Annotated in this window: 27 protein-coding genes, 1 tRNA gene, 1 pseudogene and 1 riboswitch; of the genes and pseudogenes, 15 read left to right on the top strand and 14 right to left on the bottom strand. The window is 66.8% G+C overall.

Annotated features, from left to right (window positions below):
- Window positions 1–80 precede the first annotated feature (80 nt).
- Window positions 81–289 (top strand): annotated as a pseudogene (locus U5A56_RS37110) (YiaA/YiaB family inner membrane protein); the annotation flags it as partial.
- Between the two features lie 187 nt (window positions 290–476).
- Here the strand turns inward: U5A56_RS37110 and U5A56_RS01215 are convergent.
- From U5A56_RS01215 to U5A56_RS01255, 9 genes are all read right to left on the bottom strand, one after another.
- Window positions 477–553, bottom strand: a tRNA-Lys gene (locus tag U5A56_RS01215).
- A gap of 109 nt (window positions 554–662) precedes the next feature.
- Window positions 663–1,412, bottom strand: coding sequence for a tol-pal system protein YbgF (ybgF, locus tag U5A56_RS01220; RefSeq protein WP_124487923.1), 750 nt, complete (start codon window positions 1,410–1,412; stop codon window positions 663–665).
- A 19-nt stretch (window positions 1,413–1,431) separates the two neighbouring features.
- The gene (gene pal, locus U5A56_RS01225; protein WP_044844089.1) at window positions 1,432–1,941 is read right to left on the bottom strand and encodes a peptidoglycan-associated lipoprotein Pal; all 510 of its coding nucleotides are present in this window, start codon (window positions 1,939–1,941) and stop codon (window positions 1,432–1,434) included.
- A gap of 17 nt (window positions 1,942–1,958) precedes the next feature.
- Window positions 1,959–3,254, bottom strand: coding sequence for a Tol-Pal system beta propeller repeat protein TolB (gene tolB, locus U5A56_RS01230; RefSeq protein WP_044844090.1), 1,296 nt, complete (start codon window positions 3,252–3,254; stop codon window positions 1,959–1,961).
- 109 nt (window positions 3,255–3,363) lie between these two features.
- Window positions 3,364–4,431, bottom strand: a complete 1,068-nt coding sequence (gene tolA, locus U5A56_RS01235) for a cell envelope integrity protein TolA (RefSeq protein ID WP_321920744.1) — start codon at window positions 4,429–4,431, stop codon at window positions 3,364–3,366.
- Window positions 4,428–4,877, bottom strand: coding sequence for a protein TolR (gene tolR / locus U5A56_RS01240; RefSeq protein ID WP_124487921.1), 450 nt, complete (start codon window positions 4,875–4,877; stop codon window positions 4,428–4,430). Before tolR ends, tolA begins: the two co-directional genes overlap by 4 nt.
- Window positions 4,878–4,887: 10 nt before the next feature.
- A complete protein-coding gene (tolQ, locus tag U5A56_RS01245) occupies window positions 4,888–5,565 on the bottom strand; it encodes a protein TolQ (protein ID WP_010091489.1) in 678 nt (225 codons plus the stop codon).
- A gap of 144 nt (window positions 5,566–5,709) precedes the next feature.
- Complete coding sequence (gene ybgC, locus U5A56_RS01250; protein ID WP_044844093.1) at window positions 5,710–6,198, bottom strand: tol-pal system-associated acyl-CoA thioesterase; 489 nt, start codon at window positions 6,196–6,198, stop codon at window positions 5,710–5,712.
- Between the two features lie 107 nt (window positions 6,199–6,305).
- Window positions 6,306–7,052 carry an SDR family NAD(P)-dependent oxidoreductase gene (locus U5A56_RS01255; RefSeq protein ID WP_321920909.1) on the bottom strand — a complete coding sequence of 249 codons (747 nt, stop codon included), beginning with the start codon at window positions 7,050–7,052 and terminating at the stop codon, window positions 6,306–6,308.
- 180 nt (window positions 7,053–7,232) lie between these two features.
- A riboswitch (ZMP/ZTP riboswitch) is annotated at window positions 7,233–7,333 on the top strand.
- Window positions 7,334–7,470: 137 nt separating this feature from the next.
- Here U5A56_RS01255 and glyA point away from each other — a divergent pair.
- The 7 genes from glyA to U5A56_RS01290 all read left to right on the top strand — a co-directional run bounded on the left by glyA (window position 7,471) and on the right by U5A56_RS01290 (window position 12,262).
- On the top strand, window positions 7,471–8,718 hold the full coding sequence (gene glyA, locus U5A56_RS01260; RefSeq protein WP_321920745.1) for a serine hydroxymethyltransferase: 1,248 nt from the start codon (window positions 7,471–7,473) through the stop codon (window positions 8,716–8,718).
- A gap of 6 nt (window positions 8,719–8,724) precedes the next feature.
- Window positions 8,725–9,204, top strand: coding sequence for a transcriptional regulator NrdR (gene nrdR, locus U5A56_RS01265; RefSeq protein ID WP_006760615.1), 480 nt, complete (start codon window positions 8,725–8,727; stop codon window positions 9,202–9,204).
- Window positions 9,205–9,357: 153 nt separating this feature from the next.
- Complete coding sequence (locus tag U5A56_RS01270; protein WP_321920746.1) at window positions 9,358–9,915, top strand: GspH/FimT family pseudopilin; 558 nt, start codon at window positions 9,358–9,360, stop codon at window positions 9,913–9,915.
- Window positions 9,912–10,334 carry a hypothetical protein gene (locus U5A56_RS01275; RefSeq protein ID WP_321920747.1) on the top strand — a complete coding sequence of 141 codons (423 nt, stop codon included), beginning with the start codon at window positions 9,912–9,914 and terminating at the stop codon, window positions 10,332–10,334. The genes U5A56_RS01270 and U5A56_RS01275 overlap by 4 nt, the downstream gene beginning before the upstream one ends.
- The gene (locus U5A56_RS01280) at window positions 10,318–11,157 is read left to right on the top strand and encodes a PilW family protein (protein ID WP_321920748.1); all 840 of its coding nucleotides are present in this window, start codon (window positions 10,318–10,320) and stop codon (window positions 11,155–11,157) included. Before U5A56_RS01275 ends, U5A56_RS01280 begins: the two co-directional genes overlap by 17 nt.
- Before the next feature lie 107 nt (window positions 11,158–11,264).
- A complete protein-coding gene (locus U5A56_RS01285) occupies window positions 11,265–11,813 on the top strand; it encodes a hypothetical protein (RefSeq protein WP_321920749.1) in 549 nt (182 codons plus the stop codon).
- A complete protein-coding gene (locus tag U5A56_RS01290) occupies window positions 11,810–12,262 on the top strand; it encodes a type IV pilin protein (RefSeq protein WP_321920750.1) in 453 nt (150 codons plus the stop codon). Before U5A56_RS01285 ends, U5A56_RS01290 begins: the two co-directional genes overlap by 4 nt.
- A 78-nt stretch (window positions 12,263–12,340) precedes the next feature.
- Here U5A56_RS01290 and U5A56_RS01295 read toward each other — a convergent pair whose 3' ends face one another.
- The 3 genes from U5A56_RS01295 to U5A56_RS01305 all read right to left on the bottom strand — a co-directional run bounded on the left by U5A56_RS01295 (window position 12,341) and on the right by U5A56_RS01305 (window position 13,644).
- Complete coding sequence (locus U5A56_RS01295) at window positions 12,341–12,784, bottom strand: DUF3318 domain-containing protein (protein WP_124488708.1); 444 nt, start codon at window positions 12,782–12,784, stop codon at window positions 12,341–12,343.
- 43 nt (window positions 12,785–12,827) lie between these two features.
- A complete protein-coding gene (locus U5A56_RS01300) occupies window positions 12,828–13,217 on the bottom strand; it encodes a phage holin family protein (RefSeq protein ID WP_044844100.1) in 390 nt (129 codons plus the stop codon).
- 124 nt (window positions 13,218–13,341) lie between these two features.
- Window positions 13,342–13,644, bottom strand: a complete 303-nt coding sequence (locus U5A56_RS01305; protein ID WP_006754606.1) for a DUF883 family protein — start codon at window positions 13,642–13,644, stop codon at window positions 13,342–13,344.
- Window positions 13,645–13,962: 318 nt separating this feature from the next.
- Here U5A56_RS01305 and U5A56_RS01310 point away from each other — a divergent pair, with 318 nt between their 5' ends.
- Window positions 13,963–14,601: a peroxiredoxin gene (locus U5A56_RS01310; RefSeq protein ID WP_034182833.1), complete on the top strand. Its 639-nt coding sequence runs from the start codon at window positions 13,963–13,965 to the stop codon at window positions 14,599–14,601.
- Between the two features lie 138 nt (window positions 14,602–14,739).
- Here U5A56_RS01310 and U5A56_RS01315 read toward each other — a convergent pair whose 3' ends face one another.
- The gene (locus U5A56_RS01315; RefSeq protein WP_044844102.1) at window positions 14,740–15,927 is read right to left on the bottom strand and encodes an acyl-CoA dehydrogenase; all 1,188 of its coding nucleotides are present in this window, start codon (window positions 15,925–15,927) and stop codon (window positions 14,740–14,742) included.
- A gap of 123 nt (window positions 15,928–16,050) precedes the next feature.
- Between U5A56_RS01315 and U5A56_RS01320 the strand changes: the two genes are divergently transcribed.
- On the top strand, window positions 16,051–16,842 hold the full coding sequence (locus U5A56_RS01320; RefSeq protein ID WP_321920751.1) for an IclR family transcriptional regulator: 792 nt from the start codon (window positions 16,051–16,053) through the stop codon (window positions 16,840–16,842).
- Between the two features lie 163 nt (window positions 16,843–17,005).
- Here the strand turns inward: U5A56_RS01320 and U5A56_RS01325 are convergent, their stop codons facing one another.
- Entirely contained in the window at window positions 17,006–17,809 is an 804-nt protein-coding gene (locus U5A56_RS01325) for an EAL domain-containing protein (RefSeq protein WP_044844104.1), read from the bottom strand.
- 380 nt (window positions 17,810–18,189) lie between these two features.
- Between U5A56_RS01325 and U5A56_RS01330 the strand changes: the two genes are divergently transcribed.
- The 5 genes from U5A56_RS01330 to fahA are packed head-to-tail and all read left to right on the top strand — an operon-like array spanning window position 18,190 to window position 24,147.
- The gene (locus U5A56_RS01330) at window positions 18,190–19,878 is read left to right on the top strand and encodes an FAD-dependent oxidoreductase (protein WP_321920752.1); all 1,689 of its coding nucleotides are present in this window, start codon (window positions 18,190–18,192) and stop codon (window positions 19,876–19,878) included.
- Between the two features lie 29 nt (window positions 19,879–19,907).
- Window positions 19,908–20,138: a DUF2783 domain-containing protein gene (locus U5A56_RS01335; protein WP_044844106.1), complete on the top strand. Its 231-nt coding sequence runs from the start codon at window positions 19,908–19,910 to the stop codon at window positions 20,136–20,138.
- Window positions 20,135–21,496, top strand: a complete 1,362-nt coding sequence (locus U5A56_RS01340; protein WP_321920753.1) for an MFS transporter — start codon at window positions 20,135–20,137, stop codon at window positions 21,494–21,496. Before U5A56_RS01335 ends, U5A56_RS01340 begins: the two co-directional genes overlap by 4 nt.
- A gap of 15 nt (window positions 21,497–21,511) precedes the next feature.
- Window positions 21,512–22,846 (top strand): homogentisate 1,2-dioxygenase, encoded by a 1,335-nt coding sequence (gene hmgA, locus U5A56_RS01345; protein ID WP_321920754.1) that lies wholly within the window; start codon window positions 21,512–21,514, stop codon window positions 22,844–22,846.
- Complete coding sequence (gene fahA, locus U5A56_RS01350; protein ID WP_044844109.1) at window positions 22,843–24,147, top strand: fumarylacetoacetase; 1,305 nt, start codon at window positions 22,843–22,845, stop codon at window positions 24,145–24,147. Before hmgA ends, fahA begins: the two co-directional genes overlap by 4 nt.
- The last annotated feature ends 197 nt before the right edge of the window (window positions 24,148–24,344 follow it).

The following is a 24,344-nucleotide window of genomic DNA, read 5'->3' on the forward strand; positions in this document are numbered from 1 at the left end:
ATCGTCGTGTGGCGCGGCAACGCGGCTACCATGCGCGAAATGTATTCCGATGAAAACGATTTCGAACAAGACACAACGGCTGGGTCGCGCTGTTGCTCGCGATCGTGCTGCTGGTCGTCGGCATTCTTCAATGCGACGCTGCAATCGAGCGAGAAGGGCTTCTACGCGATGTCGTTCGTGCTCGTGCTGTTCGTTCGGTGCGGTGACCGTGCAGAAGAATACGCGCGACATGCAGCGCGCCAAGCCGCGCTTCACCGACGCGGATTCCGCGCCGACCGTTCAGGAGTGACGGTGACGCCACGCGAAGCGGGCGCCGGAGCGGGCCGCCTGTGTCGCATGGCACGCGCCGGCTCCGCGTTCGATCGACTTCGTCGAAAGCGGCGCGAGCATCATCGAGATGCCGAGCGCAATACTGCAGGAAGCAGACGCAAAAAAGCCTCCACTCGGGAGGCTTTTATTGCACTATCAAAGATAGTTGGTAGGGTGGGAGGGACTCGAACCCTCGACTCTCTGATTAAAAGTCAGATACTCTAACCAACTGAGTTACCACCCCACGTTCTTGAAACCGGTCGGTCCGTTGCGCTGACAACTTGCTCAACGACCCGAAGAGCAAAAAATTATATCGGCGAATTGAAGGGCTGTCAACAATTCGACACGGTAATTTATTTGATGCTCTCGATCTTGCCCTGCGCGGTCTGCGCAGCGTTCGATCCGGCGTACTGCGACACGACCTGCTCGAACGTCTTCTTCGCGGCCGCCTTCTGGCCTTGCTCGAGCTGGTTCGTCCCGATCGCGACGAGCGCGTCGGCCGCGCGCGGATGCTGCGGATACTTGCTCACGATCGCTTGCCACGTCGCGGTCGAGCCGCGGTAGTCGCGCAGCGCGTATTGCGCATTGCCGAGCCAGTACTGCGCGGTCGGCTGGTACGGGCTCTGCGGATACTTCGCGATGAAGCTGCGGAACGAGGCCGCGGCAGCCTTGAAGTTGCCGTTGCGGAATTGCTGCTGCGCCGCGCTGAGCGCATCCGTTTCACCCGGCTGCACGGTGCCTTCGACACCATCGATCGTCGCCTGTTGCGGCTCGAACTTCTTGAGCCGCGTGTCGAGATCCTGGTAGTACTCCTTCTGCTGCCGTTCGAGCGTCGTCAGCCGGTTCGTCAGATCCTCGTTCTCGCCGCGCAGCGTCGCGACCTGCTGGTTCAGCTGGTCGATACGGCCGGATTGATCGAGGATCGTACGCTGGGCGGCCGACAGCTGGCTGGACAGGTTGTCGCTCTTGCTGCGCAGATCGAGCACGGCGCGGCGCGCCTCGTTGTCGTCGAACATGCCGGCGTGCGCCGGCGCGGCCGACCACGCCGCGCCGACGACGCAGAACGCTGCGGCGATGCGCAGCCAGGATACACGGTGCGTCATACGGCAACTCTTCCGTTACTTACTGTTGGTAGACGAGGTCGGCGCGACGGTTCTGCGCCCACGATGCTTCGTCGTGCCCCGCTGCTTGCGGCTTTTCCTTGCCGAGGCTCACGGCTTCCATCTGCGAGTCGTTCACGCCGAGCAGTGCCATCGCGCGGCGGACAGCTTCCGCACGCTTCTGGCCCAGCGCGAGGTTGTACTCGCTCGTGCCGCGCTCGTCGGTGTTGCCCTGGATCAGCACGTGACGCTGCGGATGGCTCTTCAGGTACTGAGCGTGTTGCTGCATCAGCGGCTGGTACTCGTCCTTCACCGAATAGCTGTCGAAGTCGAAGTAGATGCTGCGCTTTGCGAGCGGGCTGTTCGGGTCGTTCAGCGGATCGACGTTCACTTGCGCGACGTTGTCGGCGCTCGGCTGCGTGCTCATCGCACCTGCGTTGGCCTTGTCGTCGAGCTTCACACCCGACTTGCACGCTGCGAGCGCGCTGATCATCATCACGGCCAGGGCCAGACGAGCTTTATTCGACATCATGGTTACTCTCCTTGTGGTCATTGCATGAAGGGCCCCCACGACGGCTCGCGAACGGAGCCGCCCTGGACGGACAGGATTTGCGGCGGCGCGCTGCCGTCGGAGGGCACTGCTGCCAGCACGTTACGACCACCCGACTGGGTCGCGTAGAGAAGGTACTGGCCATTTGCCGCGAAGCTCGGCGATTCGTCGCGATTGGTATTCGTGACGGCGTTCGCCGCCCCGGATTGCAGATCCTGAACGTACAGCTTGAACCCCCCACCCGTGCGGGAGATGTAGGCGAGCAGCTTGCCGTCCGGGCTGATGCGCGGGCTGGTGTTGTAGCTGCCGGTGAAGGTCACGCGTTGTGCCGCGCCGGCGCTTTCGCCTTGCGCGGGCATCCGGTAGATCTGCGGCGCGCCGCCGCGATCGCTCGTGAAATAGATCCAGCGGCCGTCCGGCGAGTAGAACGGCTCGGTATCGATCGAGCTGCTCTGCGTGAGCCGGTGCAGACCGCCACCGGTTGCATTGACCGTATAGATTTGCGTATTGCCCGTCAGCGACAGGGCGACGGCCAGCGTGTTGCTGTCCGGCGACCACGCCGGCGCGCTGTTGTTGCCCTTCTGGTCGGAGACGATGTAGCGGCGGCCGGTCGGCAGGTCATGGATGTAGACGATCGGCTTCTTGCGCTCGAACGACACGTACGCGACCTTCGTGCCGCTCGGCGACCACGACGGCGAGATGATCGGCTCGGTGCTCGACAGCGCGATGCGCGGGTTCTGGCCGTCCGAATCCGAGATCTGCAGCTGGTAGCGGTTACCCGTCTTGATCACGTACGACAGGCGCGTGGCGAACACGCCGCGCACGCCGAGCAGCTTCTGGTAGATGTAGTCGGCGATCTTGTGGCCGGCCGTGCGCAGCGTGGTGTCGGTGGCCGTCAGCGACAGGCCGCCGAGGCTTTGCTGCTTCACGGTGTCGTACAGGATGAAGTTCACCTTGTACTGGCCGTTCGCTTCGCGGTTCACGCTGCCGGCGACGAACGCATTCGCGCCCTTGGCCTTCCATGCGCCGAGATCGACCGATGCGGTCTCGGGCACGGGCGTGCTGCCCGCGTCGATGTTGGTGAATTTGCCGCTACGGGCGAGGTCGGAGCGGACGATCGACGTGACCTGCTGCGGCAGGCCTGCCTCGTTCGCGAAGTTCGCGGTGGCGATGGGGAACTGGGTCGAACCGACGCCGGTGATCAGCACGTTGACCTGCGCGTTAGCGGCGCCGCCGGCCGCAATCAGACACGAGGCCACGAGTGCCCTGAAACCTAGTTTCGTCATCAAACTCATGCTTCTTGCTTCCCATGTGACTTGGATCGCTGCGCAACCGCAGAGACAGTAAAAATACCCGATTCGTTCCCGTCCGGCAGCGACGCACGGAGTGTAAGCGCATTTGCGATCACTCCGCCGCCTTGAAGGTAATCGTAATGTCGGACGGGGTACGACCGTTAGAATCGGGCGGCAATGGGACCGACGACTGGATCGCATTGACCACGGCTTGATCCCACCCCGAATTTCCGCTCGAACGGCGGATCGAAACACTGAGCACGTCGCCCGACGGCGTGCAGCGGATCGCGACGACGGTCGTCAGACCCGCGCGCTCGCCGCCCCAGACGATGTTCGGCTTCACGCGGCGACGCACCTTGTCGGGATAGCCGGGCGATGCGGCATTGCCGCCGGAGCCCGTGCCGGTGCCGCTTTTCGCGAGGCCCTCGCCGCCACCTTCGCCGGCGCCGGACATGCCCTGCATCTGCGCGAGGCGCGCGTTGCGCTCACGGTCGAGCTTCGCCTTCGCTGCCGCGTCGGCCTTCGCGCGCGCCGTCGCTTCAGCCTTCGCCTTGGCCTGGGCTTCCGCCTTCGCCTTCGCGGCCGCGTCGGCCCTGGCCTTCGCTGCCTGCTGCGCTTCCAGCTGCGCCTGCTTCTGTTGCTGCTGTTTCTGCTGCTGGAGTTTCTGTTGTTCGAGCTTCTGCTGCTCCACGAGCTGTTGTTGCTTGAGCTTGTCCGCCTGCTTCTGCCGTTCGCGCTCGGCGGCCTTCTGCGCGGCGAGCGCGGCAGCCTGCTGGGCCGCGAGCTGCTCGCGCCGGGTTTCCTCTTGCTGGGCCTTCAGTTGCTGCGCGCGGCGCTGCTGCTCGAGCTGCGCTTCGCGCGCGGCCGCTTCCTGCTGCCGTTTCTTCTGCTGCAGCGCGATGTCCGCCTGCTCGTCCCGGACCGGGGGAGGGGGCGGTGCGAGCTTCGCGGGCGGCGCGGGCGTGACGACGGGCCGCGGCGCGGGGACGTCGGGCACCTCGGTCCACAGCTCGGCCTCGGAGCCGGCCGGCGTGCTGTTCTGCCACTGCACGCCGTGATAGAGGAACAGCGCGAGCAGCACGTGCATCAGCGCGGCGAGCGCGAACGCGCGCCAGGTGCCGCGCTCGCGCGGGGGCTGAGACGGGTAGGCGTTGCCGCGCGTGGATTGCTGCCGGTTCATTGCGATTTGACGAGGAGGCCGACGCGCTTGACGCCGCGCGCCTTCAGGTCCGACATCACGGTCATGACCGCATCGTACTGCACGGTCTTGTCGGCCGCGATCACGACGGGCTGGTCGGGATGGTCAGCCTGCCGGGCCGAGATGAAGCTGTCGAGCTCGGCCTTGGTCATCGTGTCTTCCTGCGTCGCGCCGGCGTCGCTCTTGTACTTGACGCTCATCGTGCGGTCGGCCTTGATGTTGACGACGACGGGGGGCGTCTGTTCCTGCGGTGCTGCGTTGCCGACGGTCGGCAGATTGATGATCGATGGGGCGACGAGCGGTGCCGTGACCATGAAGATCACGAGCAGCACCAGCATCACGTCGATGTACGGCACGACGTTGATGTCGGCCATCGCGCGGCGCGAGCGGCCGCCGCGCATGCTGGATCGAATGGGGCTTCCTGCCATGGCGTGCTCCTTACTGGGCCTGGCGCTGCAGGATGTTCGAGAACTCTTCGATGAAGGTCTCGAAGCGGATCGCGAGGCGGTCGATGTCGTGCGCGTAGCGGTTGTACGCGACCACCGCCGGAATCGCGGCGAACAGGCCGATCGCGGTGGCGACGAGCGCCTCGGCGATGCCCGGCGCGACGTTCGCGAGCGTCGCCTGCTGCACGTTCGCGAGGCCGCGGAACGAGTTCATGATCCCCCAGACGGTGCCGAACAGGCCGATGTACGGGCTGACCGAGCCGACCGACGCGAGGAACGCGAGGTTCGCTTCGAGTACGTCCATTTCGCGCTGGAACGACGCGCGCATCGCGCGGCGTGCCCCGTCGAGCACGAGGCCCGGGTCGCTGATGCGCTTTTCCTTCGCCTTCAGGAATTCACGCATCCCCGATTCGAAGATCCGCTCGAGCGCGCCGATCGTGTGACGGTTGTTGGCCGCGCTCTGATACAGCGCCTGCAGGTCGCCGCCCGACCAGAAATCCCTTTCGAAGCGTTCGGTCTGCGCGCGCGCGCGGCGGATCGCGAACCACTTGCGGAAGATGAAGGTCCACGACATCAGCGACAGCAGCAACAGCAGCCCCATCACGGCCTGGGCCAGCACGCTCGCATTGAGGACGAGGGAAATGATCGACAGGTCTTGAGAAGTGTTCATAGAGGTTTGGGTAACGTCCCTTCGGGGGTGTCCGGCGAGGGCGCACGGTATGCGTGTGGCGCGGCGCGCCGGCCTGGCCTGGCGCCGAACCTTGCTTAGTATCGATTCAGGAAGGCAAGTTCATGGGCCTTGTCTAAACGGTGCTCATCCGAGCTTCGTTGACAGTACGGCAGTCTGCCCGGCGTCGATGACGGGCCCGCGTTGCAGCGCGTCGAGCACGACCGGCGGGATCGCCGCGGGCCGGATGCCGATCTGTTCGACGCAGCCGAGGCGGATGTGCCCGGCGACGAGCAGCGTGTCGCCACGCCATGCTTCCTGCGTGAATTCCACCGAGGCGCGGCCGATGCGTCCGGGCCGGCTCGTGATCGTCAGCGTGTCGTCGAGTCGCGCCGGAGCGCGGTAGTCGAGCGACGTGCTGCGGACGATGAAGATCGCGCCCGTGTCGTCGGCGAGCCGACGCTGGTCGATGCCGCACGCGCGCAGCCATTCGGTGCGAGCGCGCTCGAAGAATTTCAGGTAGTTGGCATAGAAGACGATGCCGCCTGCGTCGGTGTCCTCGTAGTACACGCGTACCGGCCAGGTGAAGCCGGAGTGCGCGTCCGGGGAGCGGGTAGGCTGAGTCATGGCGCGCATTTTACCGGAAGGCCGAGGCCGGATTCGTAACCGATTCGTAACGGAATGTAGTACGGCGTAGCATGCCGCAGGCCGGCCGGAGGCGGGCCGCGGCTGCGCCCGCCGCGTCAGCCGCGATGGATCGTGAGGCCGGCCGGGGCCTGGGCGACCGGCATCATCTCGATCGTGTTGATGTTGACGTGCGCGGGGCGCGTCGCGATCCAGTAGATCGTGTCGGCGATGTCCTCGGCCGTGAGGGGCTGGACGTTCTGGTAGACGTTCGCCGCTTTCGCATCGTCGCCGCGGAAGCGGACGTTCGAGAATTCCGTGCCGCCGCAGAGGCCCGGCTCGATGTCGGTTACGCGCAACGGCGTGCCGATCAGGTCGGCGCGCAGGTTGAGGCTGAATTGTCTGACGAAAGCCTTGGTTGCGCCGTATACGTTCCCGCCCGGATACGGATAGGTACCGGCCACCGAACCGAGGTTGAAGATATGGCCGCGGCCGCGCTCGATCATGCCGGGCAGCAACGCGTGCGTGACGGTCACGAGGCCCGAGCAGTTCGTATCGATCATGGTTTGCCACTCGTCGAGGCTGGCCTTGTGGGCCGGCTCGACACCGAGCGCGAGACCGGCGTTGTTGACGAGCACGTCGAGCGCCGCGAATTCGGCGGGAAGGGCGGCCGGCAAGGCTTCTACTGCGGCGCGGTCGCGCACGTCGAGCTCGAGCGGCAGCAGTGCCTCGCCGAGTTCGGCCGCGAGCGCATCGAGACGATCCTTTCGGCGCGCGGTTGCGACGACGCGATGGCCGCCGTTGACGAAGGCTCGGGCGATTGCGGCGCCGAAGCCGGCGGACGCGCCTGTGACGAACACGATCATTGCTGCTCCTGGTCGGTAACAAAGTAGCGGATAGTATCCCGCAAGCCTACTGAGATTGCCGCACCGCGGCAAGGCGCCAAAGCGCGTCGGCACGGGTGCGTAAAGTCTGGCCCTTATTGTTTCGGAGCCGCTGCCGCGCGGTTGCCTATTCATGACGCATCCAATAAACTAACGCGCTCATCACCCCTGCGTGACTGGCGATAGAACCCTTCGGGTTCAAGGTGGAGCATCCCACCGTGAAGCGCGGGGCGCCGTTTTTGCCGTTCGCCTGGGCAGCCGTTGTGCGCCGTTGCGTGCATCGCCGGTGGCTGTCCCGTCTCGCGTCATACGGATTCTTCCGCCACGTCGAGCTGGTTCCGCCAGCAGCGCAATGTACTCGGCCGCCCCGGTCAACCTGTACACACTTAACGGAAACCGTATGTTTGACAGAGCCCAAAGCACCATCGCGAACGTCGATCCCGAACTCTTTGCAGCGATCGAGCAGGAAAACCGCCGCCAGGAAGACCACATCGAGCTGATCGCGTCGGAAAACTACACGAGCCCGGCCGTCATGGCCGCACAGGGTTCGCAGCTCACGAACAAGTACGCGGAAGGTTATCCGGGCAAGCGCTACTACGGCGGCTGTGAATACGTCGACGTGGTCGAGCAACTGGCGATCGACCGTGTGAAGCAGCTGTTCGGCGCGGAAGCCGCGAACGTGCAGCCGAACTCGGGTTCGCAGGCGAACCAGGGCGTGTTCTTCGCGATGCTCAAGCCGGGCGACACGATCATGGGCATGAGCCTCGCGCATGGTGGCCACCTGACGCACGGCTCGCCGGTGAACATGTCGGGCAAGTGGTTCAACGTCGTCAGCTACGGGCTGAACGAACAGGAAGACATCGACTACGACGCGGCCGAGAAGCTGGCAAACGAGCACAAGCCGAAGCTGATCGTCGCGGGCGCATCGGCGTTCGCGCTGAAGATCGACTTCGAGCGTCTGGCGAAGATCGCGAAGTCGGTCGGCGCGTACCTGATGGTCGACATGGCGCACTACGCGGGCCTGATCGCAGCGGGCGTGTACCCGAACCCGGTGCCGCACGCCGACTTCGTGACGACGACGACGCACAAGAGCCTGCGCGGCCCGCGCGGCGGCGTGATCCTGATGAAGGCCGAGTACGAGAAGCAGATCAACTCGGCAATCTTCCCGGGCATCCAGGGCGGCCCGCTGATGCACGTGATCGCCGGCAAGGCGGTGGCGTTCAAGGAAGCACTGTCGCCGGAGTTCAAGGAATATCAGCAGAAGGTCGTCGAGAACGCACGCGTGCTGGCTGAAACGCTGGTCAAGCGTGGCCTGCGGATCGTGTCGGGCCGCACGGAAAGCCACGTGATGCTTGTCGACCTGCGCGCGAAGAACATCACGGGCAAGGCAGCGGAAGCGGCACTCGGTGCGGCGCACATCACGGTCAACAAGAACGCGATCCCGAACGATCCGGAAAAGCCGTTCGTGACGAGCGGCATCCGCCTCGGTTCGCCGGCGATGACGACGCGCGGCTTCGGACCGGCGGAAGCGGAGAAGGTCGGCAACCTGATCGCCGACGTGCTCGAGAACCCGGAAGATGCAGCGACGATCGAGCGCGTGCGCGCGCAAGTGGCCGAGCTGACCAAGCGTTTCCCGGTCTATCGCTGATCCGGCATGCGCTGCCCGTTCTGCCGGCATGAGGACACGCAGGTCGTCGACTCGCGCGTGTCCGAAGATGGCGCCGCGATTCGTCGGCGCCGTCGTTGCTCGGCTTGCGACAAGCGCTTCACGACGTACGAACGGGTCGAGCTGAACCTGCCGGCCGTCGTGAAGAAGGACGGCAGCCGCACGGAATTCGACCGTCGCAAGATCGTCGCCAGCATGCAACTCGCGCTGCGCAAGCGGCCGGTTGCGGCTGACGCGATCGACGCGGCGGTCGCCCGCATCGAATATCAGCTGCTCGCAACCGGCGAGCGTGAAGTGCGTAGCGAGAAGCTCGGCGAACTCGTGATGAACGAGCTGCGCGGCCTCGATACGATCGCCTATGTCCGTTTCGCGTCGGTTTATCGCCGGTTCGAGGACGTTTCCGAATTTGCCGACGTGATCGAAGAGTTCCGTCGCGCGTCCCCCTCCAAGCCTCCGCGTAAGCGCTGACGCGCTGCGTCTGTTCATCGTCTTCTCCGTGGGTTCAGTTCGCGCCGATTGTGTCGGCTGCGATCGCATGTCGCCAGTCGGCCGTTCGGCTAATGGCGCGCGTTCGCTCGCGTCGCTACAGTCGACGCATCACGTTGACGGAGGGCGATCGCGATGGGACTGCACCGGCAGGGTGTTGAAAAACGCATGCGATGCGGCGGCTTCACGCTCGTCGAGTTGATGGTCGCGATCGCGCTGGCAGCCGCGATCGGACTTTACGCCGCACCCGCATTCGATCAGTGGCGCATGCGCGAACGCGTGGAGGCCCGCGCGCTCGCGCTGCTTGGTGCGCTGTCGTTCGCGCGCACCGAGGCGACGCGTCTCGGCGTGCGTGTCACGCTGTGCAGGGCCGGGCGCGATGGCGACTGCGTGCGGCCCGGCGAGCGGTGCGATCCGGCGGAATGGTCGTGCGGCTGGATCGTCAGCGGGCAGTTCGACGGGCGGTCGCGCGTGCTGCGGCGCTATCCGCGCGATGCCGACGTCGCTATCGCGGGCGCGGCGCACGATCTGGCATTTGCGCCGTCGGCAGGCCAGGTGATCGGCGGGATCCGGCGTTTCGAATTGCGTCCGCAGCGTGCGCTGCCCGGCGAAGACGCACGCGTGTCGCGCTGCATCCGGATCGCGGCGGGCGGTCGGGCACGCGTCGTCGCCGGTCGTTGCGACGCGGCATGAAGTGCGCGCGCAAGTCGATGCGCGGCACGTCGCTGCTCGAAGCGGTGCTGGCCATCGCGTTGCTCGCAACCGTGATGCTGGCCGTGGCCGGCAGTCAGCTCGCGATGACGCGCGCGCAGCGGGCGACGATCTGGCGTGAACGCGCGCTGTGGCTGGCCGACGCTCGCATCGAGCACCGGCACGCAGCGACGGGCGCCGACGACGGCATCGCGGCGCTCGCGGCTGCATCGCTGCCCGGCGGCACGATGACGCTCGATGATGGGCCGGCCGGTGTCCGCTACGTGGTGGTCGGCTGGCGCGACACCAACGCCTACGCGGCGACTTCCACGCGATGTGAAGGTGCGGGCGCTACGGTCAAGCCGGCGTCGTGCGTGCGGATACCGTTTCGGGAGGCCCATGCCGATGCGGACGAACGCTGATCGCCGCAGCCGCGCGCATACGCTGCTCGAAGTGCTGATCGCGATGACCGTCGGCCTGCTCGTGCTTGCCGCGGCCGGTGCGCTGTACCACGCTCAGCGCATCGCGCAGCAGCGCGCGGAAGACGGGTTCCGGATGCGCGATGCGGCCGCGACCGCGCTGATGCTGATCGGCCAGCAGATCCAGATGGCCGGGTTTCGTCCGCTCGATGTCGAAGGGGCATCGTCGCTGCCGCCGGTGTTCGGTTGTTCCGCGGGGCGCGTGCGAGGCGATGGCGCGCAGGTGCGCTGCGAAGCCGTGCGCGCAGCGTCGGATGCGGTGCTGGTTCGGTATGTCGGCGATGCCGTGTCGACGTGGCCGACGGTTGGTGCGCAGGTGTCGGATTGTCTCGGGCAGGGTGTCGGCGCTCCCGGTGAGCGGCCGCTCGTGGAAAACCGTTTCGACGCGCATGTCAGCCCGTCGACGGGCGAGCCGGAGTTGTACTGCGAGGGAAGCGGGCGCCCGGGTACGCCGCAACCCGTCGTGTCCGGCATCGATCAACTGCGGGTCCGTTACCTGAGTCGCGCAGGCGCGCGGTTCGTCGACGCGGAGGCGATGGGCGCCGGCGACTGGCGCGATGTCGTCGCCGTGCACGTATGCGTGCGGGCGCGTGGCGAACCGATTGACGGGCCCGCGCGTCATGTCGATTGCGACGGCCGCACGGCCGTTTCGCGGGACGATCGCGCGCATCTGGTGCTGCATCGAATCGTCGCGTTGCGCAATGCCGCGGTCGCATTCGCGGATCCCGTCCGCGACGCGGCGCAGGACCACGAGGTAGCGCGATGATCCATGCAACCGGATTCGTCGGCGAGCTTGCGATGCGAATCGCGGCCGGCCGCGCAAGGGGGGCGCGCCGTCGCGTTCGTCGACTCGCAGCAAGCGGTGAGGGCCTCATGCTGAGCGGAAGAACGACGCGCGCATGCTTTCCATCCGCCAGCCGCGGCTGGCGTCGCGACGCGGGCCTTGCACTGCCGGCCGTGATCGCTGTCGGCGCGGCGGTCGCCGCGCTGACCGGTACATGGTTCGAATCCGCGCTGACGGAATCGCGCCGCACGCGTGCATTGTCGGACCGGTTGATTGCATTTCACGCGGCCGACGCAGCGCTGGCCGCCTGTACCGCGCGATTGCTTCGCGGCGGGGCGCCGTACATGGACGAACCGCTATCACCCGGCGAGCCGGATGCATGGCGGCGTACGCCCGCGCTGGGCATCGACGATGCATTCGCGCCGTTCGCCTCCTGGCCGATGGCGGCCCAGCCGCCGCGTTGCCTGATCGAAGCCTGGCGAGGCGTCGGTCCGCAAGGGAGTCGCGCTTACCTCGTCACCGCGCGCGGTGTCGGCGGCCATGCGTCGAGCGTAGTCTGGCTGCAGAGCCAGGTCGCGCTGCGCGACGGACGCATCGTGGCGCAGCGCTGGCGTCGCGTCGCGGCGGTGCATCGATGAAAGCGCGTGGATTGCTGCGCCGGTCGGCGGCGTTCACGTTGCTCGAACTGATGATCGTGCTTGCGATCGTCGCCGCGCTGGCCGCGTGGGGCGTCCCGTCGTATCGCGAACATGTCGCGCGCATGCATCGCGCGTCCGCGGTTGCCGCGCTGTATCGCGCCGCTCAATATCTCGAAACGCTCGATGGCCCGGCGCCGCAGACGTTGCCGGACGCATACGCACAGGCACCGCCGGACGGGCAGGCGATTTACCGCGTGGGGTTGAAGCGATCGGTCGGCGACGATGCGCAGGTCGTCTACGAACTCGTTGCGAACCCGCTCGAGGCAGGCCCGATGCGTGCCGATGCATGCGGCGCATTCACGCTGCGTTCGGACGGCACGAAAGGCAATACGGGATCGAGCGACGCAGCGTCCGAGACACTGGAGCGGACATGCTGGGGCGTGCGCTGATCGCCCGATCACACGTTCACACGTTCACGCACGGAAAACGCGCGCCGCCAGATGGCCGTGCACGCCCGTCGTTGCCTATCAGTCGTCGTTCGCGGCCATTGCGCGTTCATCGCGCGACTGTTTCCAGATCCGGTAGAACTCCCACGCGGCGAAGCCGACGGTGCCCCACTTCAGCGCGGGGCCCGCGCTCGCGCGCAGCAGCGATCGAATGGGTTTCGCCAGCACGAGCGACGCGAGCGAACTCAGCATCGGATACTGGTTGACGAGCTGGCCGAGGTTCGCGTTCAGGTTCTTGGCGGACTGGCTCAACTTGCCGCTCGACAGGCCGGGGATGAACACCTTGAGCCAGCTGAAGCGCGTGACGGCGTGGCGCATTTCGGCGGCGGCTTCGGCAAGCTCGAGCCGCTCGACCTCGGATCGCAGGATCAGCAATTCCTTGCGGAGCGCGCGATGCTGCGACGCGCTCCACTTCGATCGCGACGAATGGGGGCGGGGCGAGTGGCCCGTGACGTTCTGGCTCATGGCGCGTCGGCGAAGTAGGTGAGAGGGGTGAACGCGACTGCGTTCACGGCTTGCCGCGGAAAGCCTCGCGGTCTTTCTCGAGCTCGGCGAGCGTTGCTTCGAACACGGTCGGCGCCTCGCGCAGGCCCGTGCGCGCCTTCAGCGCACATGCGATACCGGCGATCGCGTACAGCGCGGTGATGACCGCGAGCGATTGCCACCGGTAGGTGTCCCAGAACGCGATCGTGACGAGCACGGTCAGGCTGATGAGCGCCATCGTCGCGAGCATCATGGCCGCGAGCCCGAGGAACAGCACGCCCATCAGGCGTTCCTTCTCCTCGGCGAGTTCGATGCCGACCAGTTCGAGGCGCGTCTGCAGCAGGCCGATCGCGGAGCCGACGAAGCGGCGCAACGGTCCCTGGCCGGACGGCTGCGAGTGGGTGTCTGTCGTCATGAATAAGGCGCTTGCGCGCGCAGTGAGCGTCTAGGTCAAAGCTGGCCGGCGGCGAACCGCCGGCCGGCTTCGGCGCCCATGTGCCGCACCGGGCGGCGCATGGGGCGGAACGGCGCCGAGCGCGTTACTTGCGGTTGATCAGCAGGCCGATCAACACGCCGACGCCGGCGGCGACGCCGATCGACGTCCACGGATGCTCGTGCACGTAGTCGTCGGTCGCGCGCGCGGCCTTCTTGCCTTTCTCGACCACCACGACCTGGACGTCGGTTGCCTTTTCCTTGGCCTGCTTCAGGCGCGACATGGCTTTTTCGCGCAGTTCGGCCGCACGGTCGCCCGTGCTGCTCGCCGCTTGCTTGAGCAGATCCTCGGCGTCCGCGAGAACGGTTTTGATATCCGACATCAGTTTCTCCTTGTTGATTTCCGACATTGCAACTCCCTTCATGCTGTCATGCTGCAGGTTCACATCCTAGCGAAACGCCTGCCCGCTGGCGAGCCGGGACAAATAAACGGCGGCAGTGCAAGACTGCATGGTAAACGACTCGTAATCGTCAACAGAGCTTCAGACGATACGAAAAGTTTCCCTGGCGCCATTCGTGCCGCGCCGCCACCCGGCAAAAATGACAAAAAAGTATGAATATCAAACGTAATAATCGTTCGCATGTCTCATTGCTTCCCGTAAGCTGATGGACTGTCCCGCGCCATCCAGCGCGCGGTTTCAACCAGCATCGTTCGAGGAGGGAACATCATGAGTCTGCGTCTTGGCGACATCGCACCGGATTTCGAGCAGGAATCGAGCCTGGGCCCCATCAAGTTTCACGAGTGGCTGGGCGACAGCTGGGGTGTCCTGTTCTCGCACCCGGCCGATTACACGCCGGTGTGCACGACTGAACTCGGGCTGACCTCGAAGCTGAAGGGCGAATTCGAGAAACGCAACGTGAAGGTGATCGCGCTGTCGGTCGACGGCGTCGAATCGCACAAGGGCTGGATCAACGACATCAACGAAACGCAGTCGACCGTGGTCGGTTTCCCGATCATCGCCGACGCGGACCGCAAGGTTTCGCAGCTGTACGACATGATCCACCCGAACGCGAACGAAACGCTGACGGTGCGCTCGCTGTTCGTGATCGACCCGAACAAGAAGGTGCGGCTCACCATCACCTATCCGGCCAGCACCGGCCGTAACTTCGACGAAGTGTTGCGCGTGATCGACTCGCTGCAGCTGACCGACAATTACAAGGTCGCGACGCCCGGCAACTGGAAGGACGGCGACGACGTCGTGATCGTGCCGTCGCTGCAGGATCCGGAAGAGCTGAAGAAACGCTTCCCGAAGGGCTTCAACGCCGTGCGCCCGTACCTGCGCCTCACGCCGCAGCCGAACAAGTAAGGAGCGGCTGCCGCCTCGGCGGCGCGTGACGAACGCGCGTCGATGAAAACGGCCCGCCCGGCAGCGATGCCGGGCGGGCCGTGTCGTTTCAGCGGCGACGATGCGACGCGAAGGGCGCCGTGCCGTGCAGGCGAATGATCAGAAGAATGCCTGGATGCCGGTCTGGGCGCGGCCGAGGATCAGCGCATGGATGTCGTGCGTGCCTTCGTACGTATTCACCACTTCGAGGTTCACGAGGTGGCGCGCGACGCCGAATTCGTCCGAGATGCCGTTGCCGCCGAGCATGTCGCGCGCGAGCCGCGCGATGTCGAGTGCCTTGCCGCACGAGTTGCGCTTCATGATCGACGTGATCTCGACGGCCGCCGTGCCTTCGTCCTTCATCCGGCCGAGACGCAGCACGCCTTGCAGGCCAAGCGTGATTTCGGTCTGCATGTCGGCGAGCTTCTTCTGGATCAGCTGGTTCGCGGCGAGCGGGCGGCCGAACTGCTTGCGGTCGAGCACGTACTGGCGCGCGGTGTGCCAGCAGGACTCGGCTGCGCCGAGCGCGCCCCAGGCGATCCCGTAGCGCGCCGAGTTCAGGCACGTGAACGGGCCGCGCAGGCCGCTCACGTCCGGCATCAGGTTCTCTTCGGGCACGAACACCTCGTCGAGGACGATCTCGCCGGTGATCGACGCACGCAGCCCGACCTTGCCGTGGATCGCCGGCGCCGACAGTCCCTTCCAGCCCTTCTCGAGAATGAAGCCGCGGATCGCGTCCTTGCCGTTTTCTTCCAGTTTCGCCCACACGACGAACACGTCGGCGATCGGCGAGTTGGTGATCCACATCTTCGCGCCGGACAGCGAATAGCCGCCGGGCACCTTCTTCGCGCGCGTGACCATGCTGCCCGGGTCGGAGCCGTGGTTCGGCTCGGTCAGCCCGAAGCAGCCGATCCATTCGCCGCTCGCGAGCTTCGGCAGGTATTTCTGCTTCTGCGCGTCCGAGCCGAATTCGTGGATCGGCACCATCACGAGCGACGACTGCACGGACATCATCGAGCGGTAGCCGGAGTCGACGCGCTCGACTTCGCGCGCGATCAGCCCGTAGCTCACGTAATTGAGACCGGGGCCGCCGTATTCTTCAGGAATCGTCGGGCCGAGCAGGCCGATCTCGCCCATCTCGCGGAAGATCTCGGCGTCGGTGCGCTCGTGGCGGAACGCTTCGGTCACGCGCGGCGCGAGCTTGTCCCGCGCGTACGCGTGCGCGGCATCGCGCACCATCCGCTCTTCTTCGGTCAGTTGCTGGTCGAGCAGCAGCGGATCGTCCCAATGAAAAGTTGCAGCAGCCATCGTTTCATCTCCTGTCGGCCCCGGGTTGGCGCTTCGCCGCCTGGCCCGATGTCTAAAGTTCGCTTGACTGAAGTTCCGCTGTGCGGAACAATGTTTTGCAAAACGAACCCAGTGTAGCATCAGATGACGCTTTCAACCATCGACGAAACCACGATCGACGAACGCAAGTTCGTCGTTGCGCTCGCGCGCGGGCTCGACCTGCTGCGCGCATTCCGGCCCGGCGAGACGATGCTCGGCAATCGCGACTTCGCGGAGCGCACCGGGCTGCCGAAGGCGACGGTGAACCGGCTCGCCTACACGCTGACCGTGCTCGGCTACCTGCGCTACGACGAGACGCTCGGAAAGTATGCGCTCGACGCCGGCGTGCTGTCGCTCGGCTACGCGCTGCTGTCCGGCTCGGGCACCCTCGATCTCGCGCGGCCGCACATGCAGGCGCTCGCGCGCGAGATCGGCGCGGCCGTGTCGCTCGGCTGCCGGGACGGGCTCGACATGATCTATCTGGAGACGATCCGCAGCGAAACGGCGCTGACGCTCGGGCTGGCGCCCGGCTCGCGGCTGTCGATGCTGACGAGCTCGATGGGGCGCGCGTACCTGGCCGTGCAGCCGGAGGACGTGCGCCGCGCGCTCTATGCGGATCTGCACCGGGCGGCGGGCGGTGCGGCCGAAGCGGATGCGCTCGTCGCGGCCGCACAGGACGCGGTGGCCGAATTCTCCGCGGGCGGATGCTGTTATTCGTTCCGCGCGTGGCACATGGACGTGAACGCGGCAGCCGTGCCGTTTCGCGAGCCGCGCGAGGGGCGCTGGCTGATCCTGAGCTGCAGCGGGCCTGCGTCGTCGATGGACGAGGACGTGTTCCGCACGCAGGTCGGGCCGAAGCTGAAGGCGCTCGCGCAGCGGCTCGGGCAGACGGTCTGAAACGGGCCCTGCGCGCGGCGCGTCGCCGGGGTGTCCGGGCACGCGAATAGGCGCGCCGACATCCCGATCCCCACCGCAACCCGCTCGCTGAATCGAATCCACGATCCTGCGCGGCGCGCTCCACGCGCCGGCTGCTCCCGCGCGCCGGCAGCCACACCGCCAATCAGGCCGTGACGACCTTCGCGAACACCGGCCCCTGCATGAACCGCACGTCGTGCTGGCGCAGCAGCTCGCACTGCGTCTCGTCGACGACGCCGTCGAAAATCAGCGGAATCCGCACGCGCTGCGCATACGCGACCAGCGCCTTCACCATCCCGTCGCGCAGCGCGATGCCTGCATCCATCTTGATGTAGTCGGGCCGCGCCATCTCCGATTCGACCGCGAGGATCCGGCCCGGGTCGGGCAGCTTGTCGGCGACCTTGAAGCCGTGATGCTGGTAGCTGCGCGTCAGGTAGCCGAGGAAGGTCTTGTGCGCGACCGCGACCGCCGGCAGCTCGATCACGATCCGCTCGGTCGGTAGCCCGAAGCGCTGCAGCACCGACGAGAAATGCTTGCCGTGGTCGTACTTCACGCTCTTGAGCAGCCGTTCGTGCACGCGCAGGAACAGCAGCCCGTGACGTTGCGCGCCGAAGAAGTTGATCGCGTGCAGCGCGCGCGACAGCCGGTCGATCGCGACGAGCGTCTGGTCGTCGACGGCCGAATCGACCGGGTCGTGCGGCGTGCCCGTGACCAGCGTGACGGCCTGGAAGCCGAGTTCGTCGCCGTAGCGCTCGATCGCGTCCGCGAACGACGTCGATTGCGGCGCGCCGGGCATCGTCACGTCGTAGATCGGTTCATAGGCGCTCGCGAGCGTGCGCTCCGGCAGATTGGCGCACGCGGTGCCGCCCTCGGCGAGCGCAAGGTGTTCCCGCAGATACGGCAGTTGCCCGGCACGGACGACCAGCTCGGGAATGTTGGGCGGAATCATCGGCGTGGGAAGGAAAAAATGGCGGCCGAAAGGGCCGCCTCATTTCTCGATATTAGCAGCGCGAGCCCGGCTCGGCTTGGCGTTTCGCTCATATGGTTATCCCGTTCCGGAACGGGCGGCTAGGGTTTACGTTGATTTCACTATTCGTAATTGGTTTTACTATTCGTAAATCCAAGAATATGTCGTCGATCAAGAAAAGCGGCGTTCGGGCGCCCGCAGCGGTGCCGTTTCCCGAATCGGATCAACAGGAAGCAAGGAGCGAGACGTGGCGGTTGACAGGAAGTGGACGGAACAGGGCGGGCCGCGGCGGCCGCGGGCAACGGGCATGAGCGGAACGACGCTGCGCGCGCCGGCATGCGCACGGCAGGGTTGAGGAGCGGATGGCGACCATGAGCATCGATTACCAGACGCTGAAGTTCGACTACCGGCCGCGCGCGACGCGCGCCGCCGGCGATGACGCGACCCTCCACCCGGTGATCGTCGTCGGCGCGGGCCCGGTGGGCCTGTCGGCCGCGATCGACCTGGCGCAGCAGGGTGTGCCGGTCGTGCTGCTCGACGACGACGACACGCTGTCGACGGGCTCGCGCGCGATCTGCTTCGCGAAGCGCACGCTCGAGATCTTCGACCGGCTCGGCTGCGGCGAGCGCTTCGTCGACAAGGGCGTGAGCTGGCATGTCGGCAAGGTGTTCCTGCAGGACGAACAGCTGTATGCGTTCGACCTGCTGCCGGAGGAAGGCCACGCGCGTCCCGCGTTCATCAACCTGCAGCAGTACTACGTCGAAGGCTATCTGGCCGAGCGCGCGTTCGCGCTGCCCAACCTCGAGATTCGCTGGAAGCACAAGGTGACGGGTGTCACGCAGTCGGCGGAACACGCGACGCTCACCGTCGAGACGCCGGAAGGGATCGAGACGCTGCGCGCGCAATACGTGATCGCGGCCGACGGCTCGCGCAGCCCGATGCGCGCGGCGATGGGCCTCGAGAGCCGCGGCCGCACGTTCAAGGACCGCTTCCTGATCGCCGACGTGAAGATGAAGGCGGAATTCCCGACCGAACGCTGGTTCTGGTTCGATCCGCCGTTCCACCGCAACCAGTCGGTGCTGCTGCACCGCCAGCCCGACAACGTGTGGCGCATCGACTTCCAGCTCGGCTGGGACGCCGATCCGGTCGCCGAGAAGCAGCCGGAACGCGTGATCCCGCGCGTGCGCGCGCTGCTCGGGCCGGACGTCGAGTTCGAGCTCGAATGGGTGAGCGTCTATACGTTCCGCTGCCAGCGGATGGACACGTTCCGTCATGGCCGCGTGCTGTTCGCGGGCGATTCCGCGCACGGCGTGTCGCCGTTCGGTGCGCGCGGCGCGAACAGCGGCGTGCAGGACGCGGACAACCTCGCGTGGAAGCTGAAGCTCGTGCTCGACGGCCGCGCGCACGACCGCCTGCTCGACACCTACGCGAGCGAGCGCGAGTTCGCGGCCGACGAGAATATCCGCAATTCGACGCGCTCGACCGACTTCATCACGCCGAAGAGCGCGGTATCGCGCGTGTTCCGCGACGCGACGCTGAAGCTTGCGCGCGACTGCGAATTCGCGCGCAAGCTCGTGAACAGCGGCCGCCTGTCGGTGCCTGCCGTGCTGACCGATTCGCCGCTGAACACGCCGGACCGCAACGGCGACGCGTTCGCGTGCGCGATGCGGCCGGGCGCGGCGGCGGCCGAAGCGCCGGTGCGCGCGCAGGGTGCGTCCGGCTGGCTGCTGCGGCATCTGGGCGACGGCTTCGCGGGCATGCTGTTCGGGCTGCCGGGCGACGCCGCCGCGCTCGCGCAGGCGCTCGACGGCCTCGCGCTGCCGGTCCGGCCGGTGCTGGTCGTGCCGGCCGGGCATGCGCAACCGGTGGCCGGCGTCGACGTCGTGGAGGACGTCGACGGTTTCGTCGCGCAACGCTACGACGCGAAGCCCGGCACGTTCTACCTGCTGCGTCCCGACCAGCACGTCTGCGCACGGATGCGCACGCTCGAGCGCCAGGCGATCGCCGACGCACTGGCGCGTGCGACCTGCGCACGCGCAACCGCGCATTGACTACGACAACGATACCGGAGACACCCGTCATGCCCCGACTCGACACCCGCCCGCGCCTGGCCGATCCGGACGCGTTCTACGAAGCGCTGATCGACATGCATCGCGACCTGTCGGACGCCGACAGCCAGCTCGTCAACGCGAAGCTGATCCTGCTGCTCGCGAACCAGATCGGCGACGCCGACGTGCTGCGCGAAGCGATGGCGCTCGCGCGCCAGGGCGTGACGCCGCCCGTGCATCCGGCCGCCGAGGCGGCGCAATGAGCGCGGCGCCGGCCGACGCGCGCGTGCTCGAAGTCGAGCGCGTGATCGACGACACGCATCGCCCGGGCTTTCACTGGATGCTGCTCGTGTTGTGCGGGCTGTGTCTCGTGATCGACGGCTTCGATGCGCAGGCGATGGGGTATGTCGCGCCGAGCGTGATCGCCGAATGGGGCGTGCCGAAGCAGGCGCTCGGGCCCGTGTTCAGCGCGAGCCTGTTCGGGATGCTGCTCGGCGCGCTCGGGTTGTCGGTGCTGGCCGACCGGATCGGGCGGCGCCCGGTGCTGATCGGCTCGACGCTGTTCTTCGCGGTGACGATGCTCGCGACGCCGTTCGCGGGTTCGATCCCGGTGCTGATGGCGCTCCGCTTCGTCACGGGCCTCGGCCTCGGCTGCATCATGCCGAACGCGATGGCGCTGGTGGGCGAGTTCAGCCCGGCCGCCCATCGCGTGAAGCGGATGATGATCGTGTCGTGCGGCTTCACGCTCGGCGCCGCGCTCGGCGGCTTCATCAGCGCCGCGCTGATTCCGGCGCTCGGCTGGCGCTCGGTGTTCTTCGTCGGCGGCGCGGTGCCGCTGGTGCTGACGCTCGCGATGTTCGCGCGGTTGCCCGAATCGCTGCAGTTCCTCGTGCTGAAAGGGCGCGACGCGCAGGCACGCGACTGGCTCGCGCGCTTCGCGCCGCAGGCCGGCATCGACGCGAACACGCGCCTCGTCGTGCGCGAGCGCGCGGTGAGCGGCGCCCCGGTCGCCGAGCTGTTCCGCCATGGCCGCCTGCCGGTCACGCTGCTGCTGTGGTCGATCAGCTTCATGAACCTGATCGACCTGTACTTCCTGTCGAACTGGCTGCCGACGGTGATGCGCGACGCGGGCTATTCGCCGGGCACGGCGGTGATCGTCGGCACGGTGCTGCAGACGGGCGGCGTGATCGGCACGCTGTCGCTCGGCTGGTTCATCGAACGCTACGGTTTCGTGCGCGTGCTGTTCGCGTGCTTCGCGTGCGCGGCCGTGTCGGTGGGGCTGATCGGCTCGGTCGCGCATGCGCTGCCGTGGCTGCTGCTCGTCGTGTTCGCGGGCGGGTTCTGCGTGGTCGGCGGGCAGCCGGCCGTGAACGCGCTCGCGGGCCAGTATTACCCGACGTCGCTGCGCTCGACCGGCATCGGCTGGAGCCTCGGTATCGGCCGGATCGGCTCGGTGCTCGGGCCGCTCGTCGGCGGACAACTGATTGCGCTCAACTGGACCAACGGCGCGCTGTTCCATGCGGCCGCGGTGCCCGTGCTGTGCTCGGCGCTGTTCGTGCTGGGCCTGGCCGGCGTCACGCGGCGCAGCGGGGCGCAGGCGCCGAACGCCGCCTTGAATTGATGGAGAAAGGAAACGATGACGCTTGACCTGTCGAACCCGGCAACCGCCGGCTACCTGAGCGGATTCGCGAACGAATTCGCGACCGAGGCGCTGCCCGGCGCGCTGCCGCACGGCCGCAACTCGCCGCAGCGCGCGCCGTACGGGCTGTATGCGGAGCAGCTGTCGGGCACCGCGTTTACCGCACCGCGCAGCCACAACCGCCGCTCGTGGCTGTACCGGATCCGGCCGGCGGCCGTGCACCGGCCGTTCGAGCCGTTCACGGGCCCGCAGCGGCTCGTGTCGGAATTCGGCGACTCGGCCGACGTGCCGCCGACGCCGCCGAACCAGCTGCGCTGGGATCCGCTGCCGATGCCGGTCGAGCCGACCGATTTCGTCGAAGGGCTCGTGACGATGGCCGGCAACGGTTCGGCGGCCGCGATGAACGGCTGTGCGATCCACCTGTACGCGGCGAACCGCTCAATGCAGGACCGCTTTTTCTATAGCGCCGACGGTGAGCTGCTGATCGTGCCGCAGCAGGGGCGGCTCTTCATCGCGACCGAATTCGGCCGGCTCGACGTCGAGCCGTTCGAGATCGCGGTGATTCCGCGCGGCGTGCGTTTTTCCGTCGCGCTGCCGGACGGCGATGCGCGCGGCTACATCTGCGAGAACTTCGGCGCGCTGCTGCGCCTGCCTGACCTCGGCCCCATCGGTTCGAACGGGCTCGCGAACCCGCGCGATTTCCTCACGCCGCAGGCCGCGTACGAGGATCGCGAGGGCGCATTCGAGCTGGTCGCAAAGCTGAACGGGCGCCTGTGGCGCGCGGACATCGGCCATTCGTCGTTCGACGTCGTCGCGTGGCACGGCAACTACGCGCCGTACAAATACGACCTGCGCCTGTTCAACACGATCGGCTCGATCAGCTTCGACCATCCCGATCCGTCGATCTTCCTCGTGCTGCAGTCGCCCAGCGACACGCCGGGCGTCGACACGATCGACTTCGTGATCTTCCCGCCACGCTGGCTCGCGGCCGAGGATACGTTCCGCCCGCCCTGGTTCCACCGCAACGTCGCGAGCGAGTTCATGGGGCTCGTGCACGGCGCGTACGACGCGAAGGCCGAAGGCTTCGTGCCGGGCGGCGCGAGCCTGCACAACTGCATGTCGGGCCACGGGCCGGACGCGGACACGTTCGAGAAGGCGTCGGCGAGCGACACGACGAAGCCGCACAAGGTCGACGCGACGATGGCGTTCATGTTCGAAACCCGCACGCTGATCCGGCCGACGCGCTATGCGCTCGACACGGCGCAGCTGCAGGCCGACTACTTCGAATGCTGGCAAGGCATCAGGAAACACTTCAATCCGGAGCAACGATGAGCGATACCCAAGACTGGCGCGCGACGCTCGACCCGGCTCGCAAGAGCTGGGTCGAGACGGCGAACGATCCCGCCTGCGATTTCCCGATCCAGAACCTGCCGTTCGGGATCTTCAGCGATGCGAAGCAACCGGCGCGCCGCGCGGGCGTCGCGCTCGGCGACCAGATCGTCGACCTCGCCGCGCTCGCGCGTGCGGGCCTCGTGACGCTGCCGGCCGGCGCCGACGTGTTCGCCGCGCCGACGCTCAATGCGTTCATCGCGCTCGGCCGCGATGCGTGGCGCAGCGTGCGCGTGCAGCTGTCGACGCTGTTTTCGCGCGACGACGCGCGACTGCGCGATGACGCCGCGTTGCGCGCGCAAGCGCTCGTCGCGCAGCGCGACGCGACGCTGCACCTGCCGGTCGACATTCCCGGCTACACCGATTTCTATTCATCGAAGGAGCATGCGACCAACGTCGGCTCGATGTTTCGCGATCCGAAGAATGCGCTGCTGCCGAACTGGTCGGAGATGCCGATCGGCTACAACGGCCGAGCATCGTCGGTGGTCGTGAGCGGCACGCCGGTGCGGCGCCCGAACGGGCAGCTGAAGCTGCCCGACCAGGAGCGTCCGGTGTTCGGCGCGTGCCGCAAGCTCGACATCGAACTGGAGACGGGCTTCATCGTCGGCCGCGGCAATGCGCTCGGCGAGCCGATCGCGTGCGAGGATGCCGAAGCGCACATCTTCGGGATGGTGCTGCTGAACGACTGGAGCGCGCGCGACATCCAGCAGTGGGAATACGTGCCGCTCGGCCCGTTCAACTCGAAGGGCTTCGCGACGACGATCTCGCCCTGGATCGTCACGCTCGACGCGCTCGAACCGTTTCGCGTCGCGCAGCCCGAACAGTCGCCGCAGCCGCTCGCGTATCTGCGGCACGCGGGCAAGCATGCATTCGACATCGCGCTCGAAGTGACGCTGCGCGCCGAAGGTGCGGCCGAAGCGACGTCGATCTGCCGCACCAACTTCAGGCACATGTACTGGACGATGGCGCAGCAGCTCGCGCATCACACGGTCGCAGGCTGCAACACGCGCGTGGGCGACCTGATGGGTTCGGGCACGATCAGCGGGCCGACGAAGGATTCGTTCGGCAGCCTGCTCGAACTGACGTGGAACGGCAAGGAGCCGCTCGCGCTGAACGGCGGCGGCAGCCGCGCGTTCATCGAGGACGGCGACGAGCTCACGCTCGCCGGGTGGTGCCAGGGCGATGGTTATCGCGTCGGCTTCGGCACCTGTGCCGGCAAGATCCTTCCCGCGCGGGGCGCGTGACGGATCGCGGCGCGACATGTAGCGCGTAGTCCGGAAGGACAGGGCGGCCCGCATTAAGTGGGCCGTTTTCGTTTTGTCGGCGAGTGGCGCGCGTGTGCGCCGATGCGTGCGGGTGGGTGATGCTGCGCACGCGTTTCAGTGTCAGGGTGTTTGAGTCTGCGCCAGCGTGCGCGTCGGTGTCGGCATCGGCATCGGCA

Source organism: Burkholderia sp. BCC1998, from assembly GCF_905339875.1.
Taxonomy (GTDB): Bacteria; Pseudomonadota; Gammaproteobacteria; order Burkholderiales; family Burkholderiaceae; genus Burkholderia.

What these genes read in the sequence shown, in the direction of transcription:
- ybgF (WP_124487923.1), bottom strand. Translation starts at nt 1,412, where the DNA reads ATGACGCACCGTGTATCCTGGCTGCGCATCGCCGCAGCGTTCTGCGTC.
- pal (WP_044844089.1), bottom strand. Translation starts at nt 1,941, where the DNA reads ATGATGTCGAATAAAGCTCGTCTGGCCCTGGCCGTGATGATGATCAGC.
- tolB (WP_044844090.1), bottom strand. Translation starts at nt 3,254, where the DNA reads ATGAGTTTGATGACGAAACTAGGTTTCAGGGCACTCGTGGCCTCGTGT.
- tolA (WP_321920744.1), bottom strand. Translation starts at nt 4,431, where the DNA reads ATGAACCGGCAGCAATCCACGCGCGGCAACGCCTACCCGTCTCAGCCC.
- tolR (WP_124487921.1), bottom strand. Translation starts at nt 4,877, where the DNA reads ATGGCAGGAAGCCCCATTCGATCCAGCATGCGCGGCGGCCGCTCGCGC.
- tolQ (WP_010091489.1), bottom strand. Translation starts at nt 5,565, where the DNA reads ATGAACACTTCTCAAGACCTGTCGATCATTTCCCTCGTCCTCAATGCG.
- ybgC (WP_044844093.1), bottom strand. Translation starts at nt 6,198, where the DNA reads ATGCGCGCCATGACTCAGCCTACCCGCTCCCCGGACGCGCACTCCGGC.
- U5A56_RS01255 (WP_321920909.1), bottom strand. Translation starts at nt 7,052, where the DNA reads ATGATCGTGTTCGTCACAGGCGCGTCCGCCGGCTTCGGCGCCGCAATC.
- glyA (WP_321920745.1), top strand. Translation starts at nt 7,471, where the DNA reads ATGTTTGACAGAGCCCAAAGCACCATCGCGAACGTCGATCCCGAACTC.
- nrdR (WP_006760615.1), top strand. Translation starts at nt 8,725, where the DNA reads ATGCGCTGCCCGTTCTGCCGGCATGAGGACACGCAGGTCGTCGACTCG.
- U5A56_RS01270 (WP_321920746.1), top strand. Translation starts at nt 9,358, where the DNA reads ATGGGACTGCACCGGCAGGGTGTTGAAAAACGCATGCGATGCGGCGGC.
- U5A56_RS01275 (WP_321920747.1), top strand. Translation starts at nt 9,912, where the DNA reads ATGAAGTGCGCGCGCAAGTCGATGCGCGGCACGTCGCTGCTCGAAGCG.
- U5A56_RS01280 (WP_321920748.1), top strand. Translation starts at nt 10,318, where the DNA reads ATGCGGACGAACGCTGATCGCCGCAGCCGCGCGCATACGCTGCTCGAA.
- U5A56_RS01285 (WP_321920749.1), top strand. Translation starts at nt 11,265, where the DNA reads ATGCTGAGCGGAAGAACGACGCGCGCATGCTTTCCATCCGCCAGCCGC.
- U5A56_RS01290 (WP_321920750.1), top strand. Translation starts at nt 11,810, where the DNA reads ATGAAAGCGCGTGGATTGCTGCGCCGGTCGGCGGCGTTCACGTTGCTC.
- U5A56_RS01295 (WP_124488708.1), bottom strand. Translation starts at nt 12,784, where the DNA reads ATGAGCCAGAACGTCACGGGCCACTCGCCCCGCCCCCATTCGTCGCGA.
- U5A56_RS01300 (WP_044844100.1), bottom strand. Translation starts at nt 13,217, where the DNA reads ATGACGACAGACACCCACTCGCAGCCGTCCGGCCAGGGACCGTTGCGC.
- U5A56_RS01305 (WP_006754606.1), bottom strand. Translation starts at nt 13,644, where the DNA reads ATGTCGGAAATCAACAAGGAGAAACTGATGTCGGATATCAAAACCGTT.
- U5A56_RS01310 (WP_034182833.1), top strand. Translation starts at nt 13,963, where the DNA reads ATGAGTCTGCGTCTTGGCGACATCGCACCGGATTTCGAGCAGGAATCG.
- U5A56_RS01315 (WP_044844102.1), bottom strand. Translation starts at nt 15,927, where the DNA reads ATGGCTGCTGCAACTTTTCATTGGGACGATCCGCTGCTGCTCGACCAG.
- U5A56_RS01320 (WP_321920751.1), top strand. Translation starts at nt 16,051, where the DNA reads ATGACGCTTTCAACCATCGACGAAACCACGATCGACGAACGCAAGTTC.
- U5A56_RS01325 (WP_044844104.1), bottom strand. Translation starts at nt 17,809, where the DNA reads ATGATTCCGCCCAACATTCCCGAGCTGGTCGTCCGTGCCGGGCAACTG.
- U5A56_RS01330 (WP_321920752.1), top strand. Translation starts at nt 18,190, where the DNA reads ATGGCGACCATGAGCATCGATTACCAGACGCTGAAGTTCGACTACCGG.
- U5A56_RS01335 (WP_044844106.1), top strand. Translation starts at nt 19,908, where the DNA reads ATGCCCCGACTCGACACCCGCCCGCGCCTGGCCGATCCGGACGCGTTC.
- U5A56_RS01340 (WP_321920753.1), top strand. Translation starts at nt 20,135, where the DNA reads ATGAGCGCGGCGCCGGCCGACGCGCGCGTGCTCGAAGTCGAGCGCGTG.
- hmgA (WP_321920754.1), top strand. Translation starts at nt 21,512, where the DNA reads ATGACGCTTGACCTGTCGAACCCGGCAACCGCCGGCTACCTGAGCGGA.
- fahA (WP_044844109.1), top strand. Translation starts at nt 22,843, where the DNA reads ATGAGCGATACCCAAGACTGGCGCGCGACGCTCGACCCGGCTCGCAAG.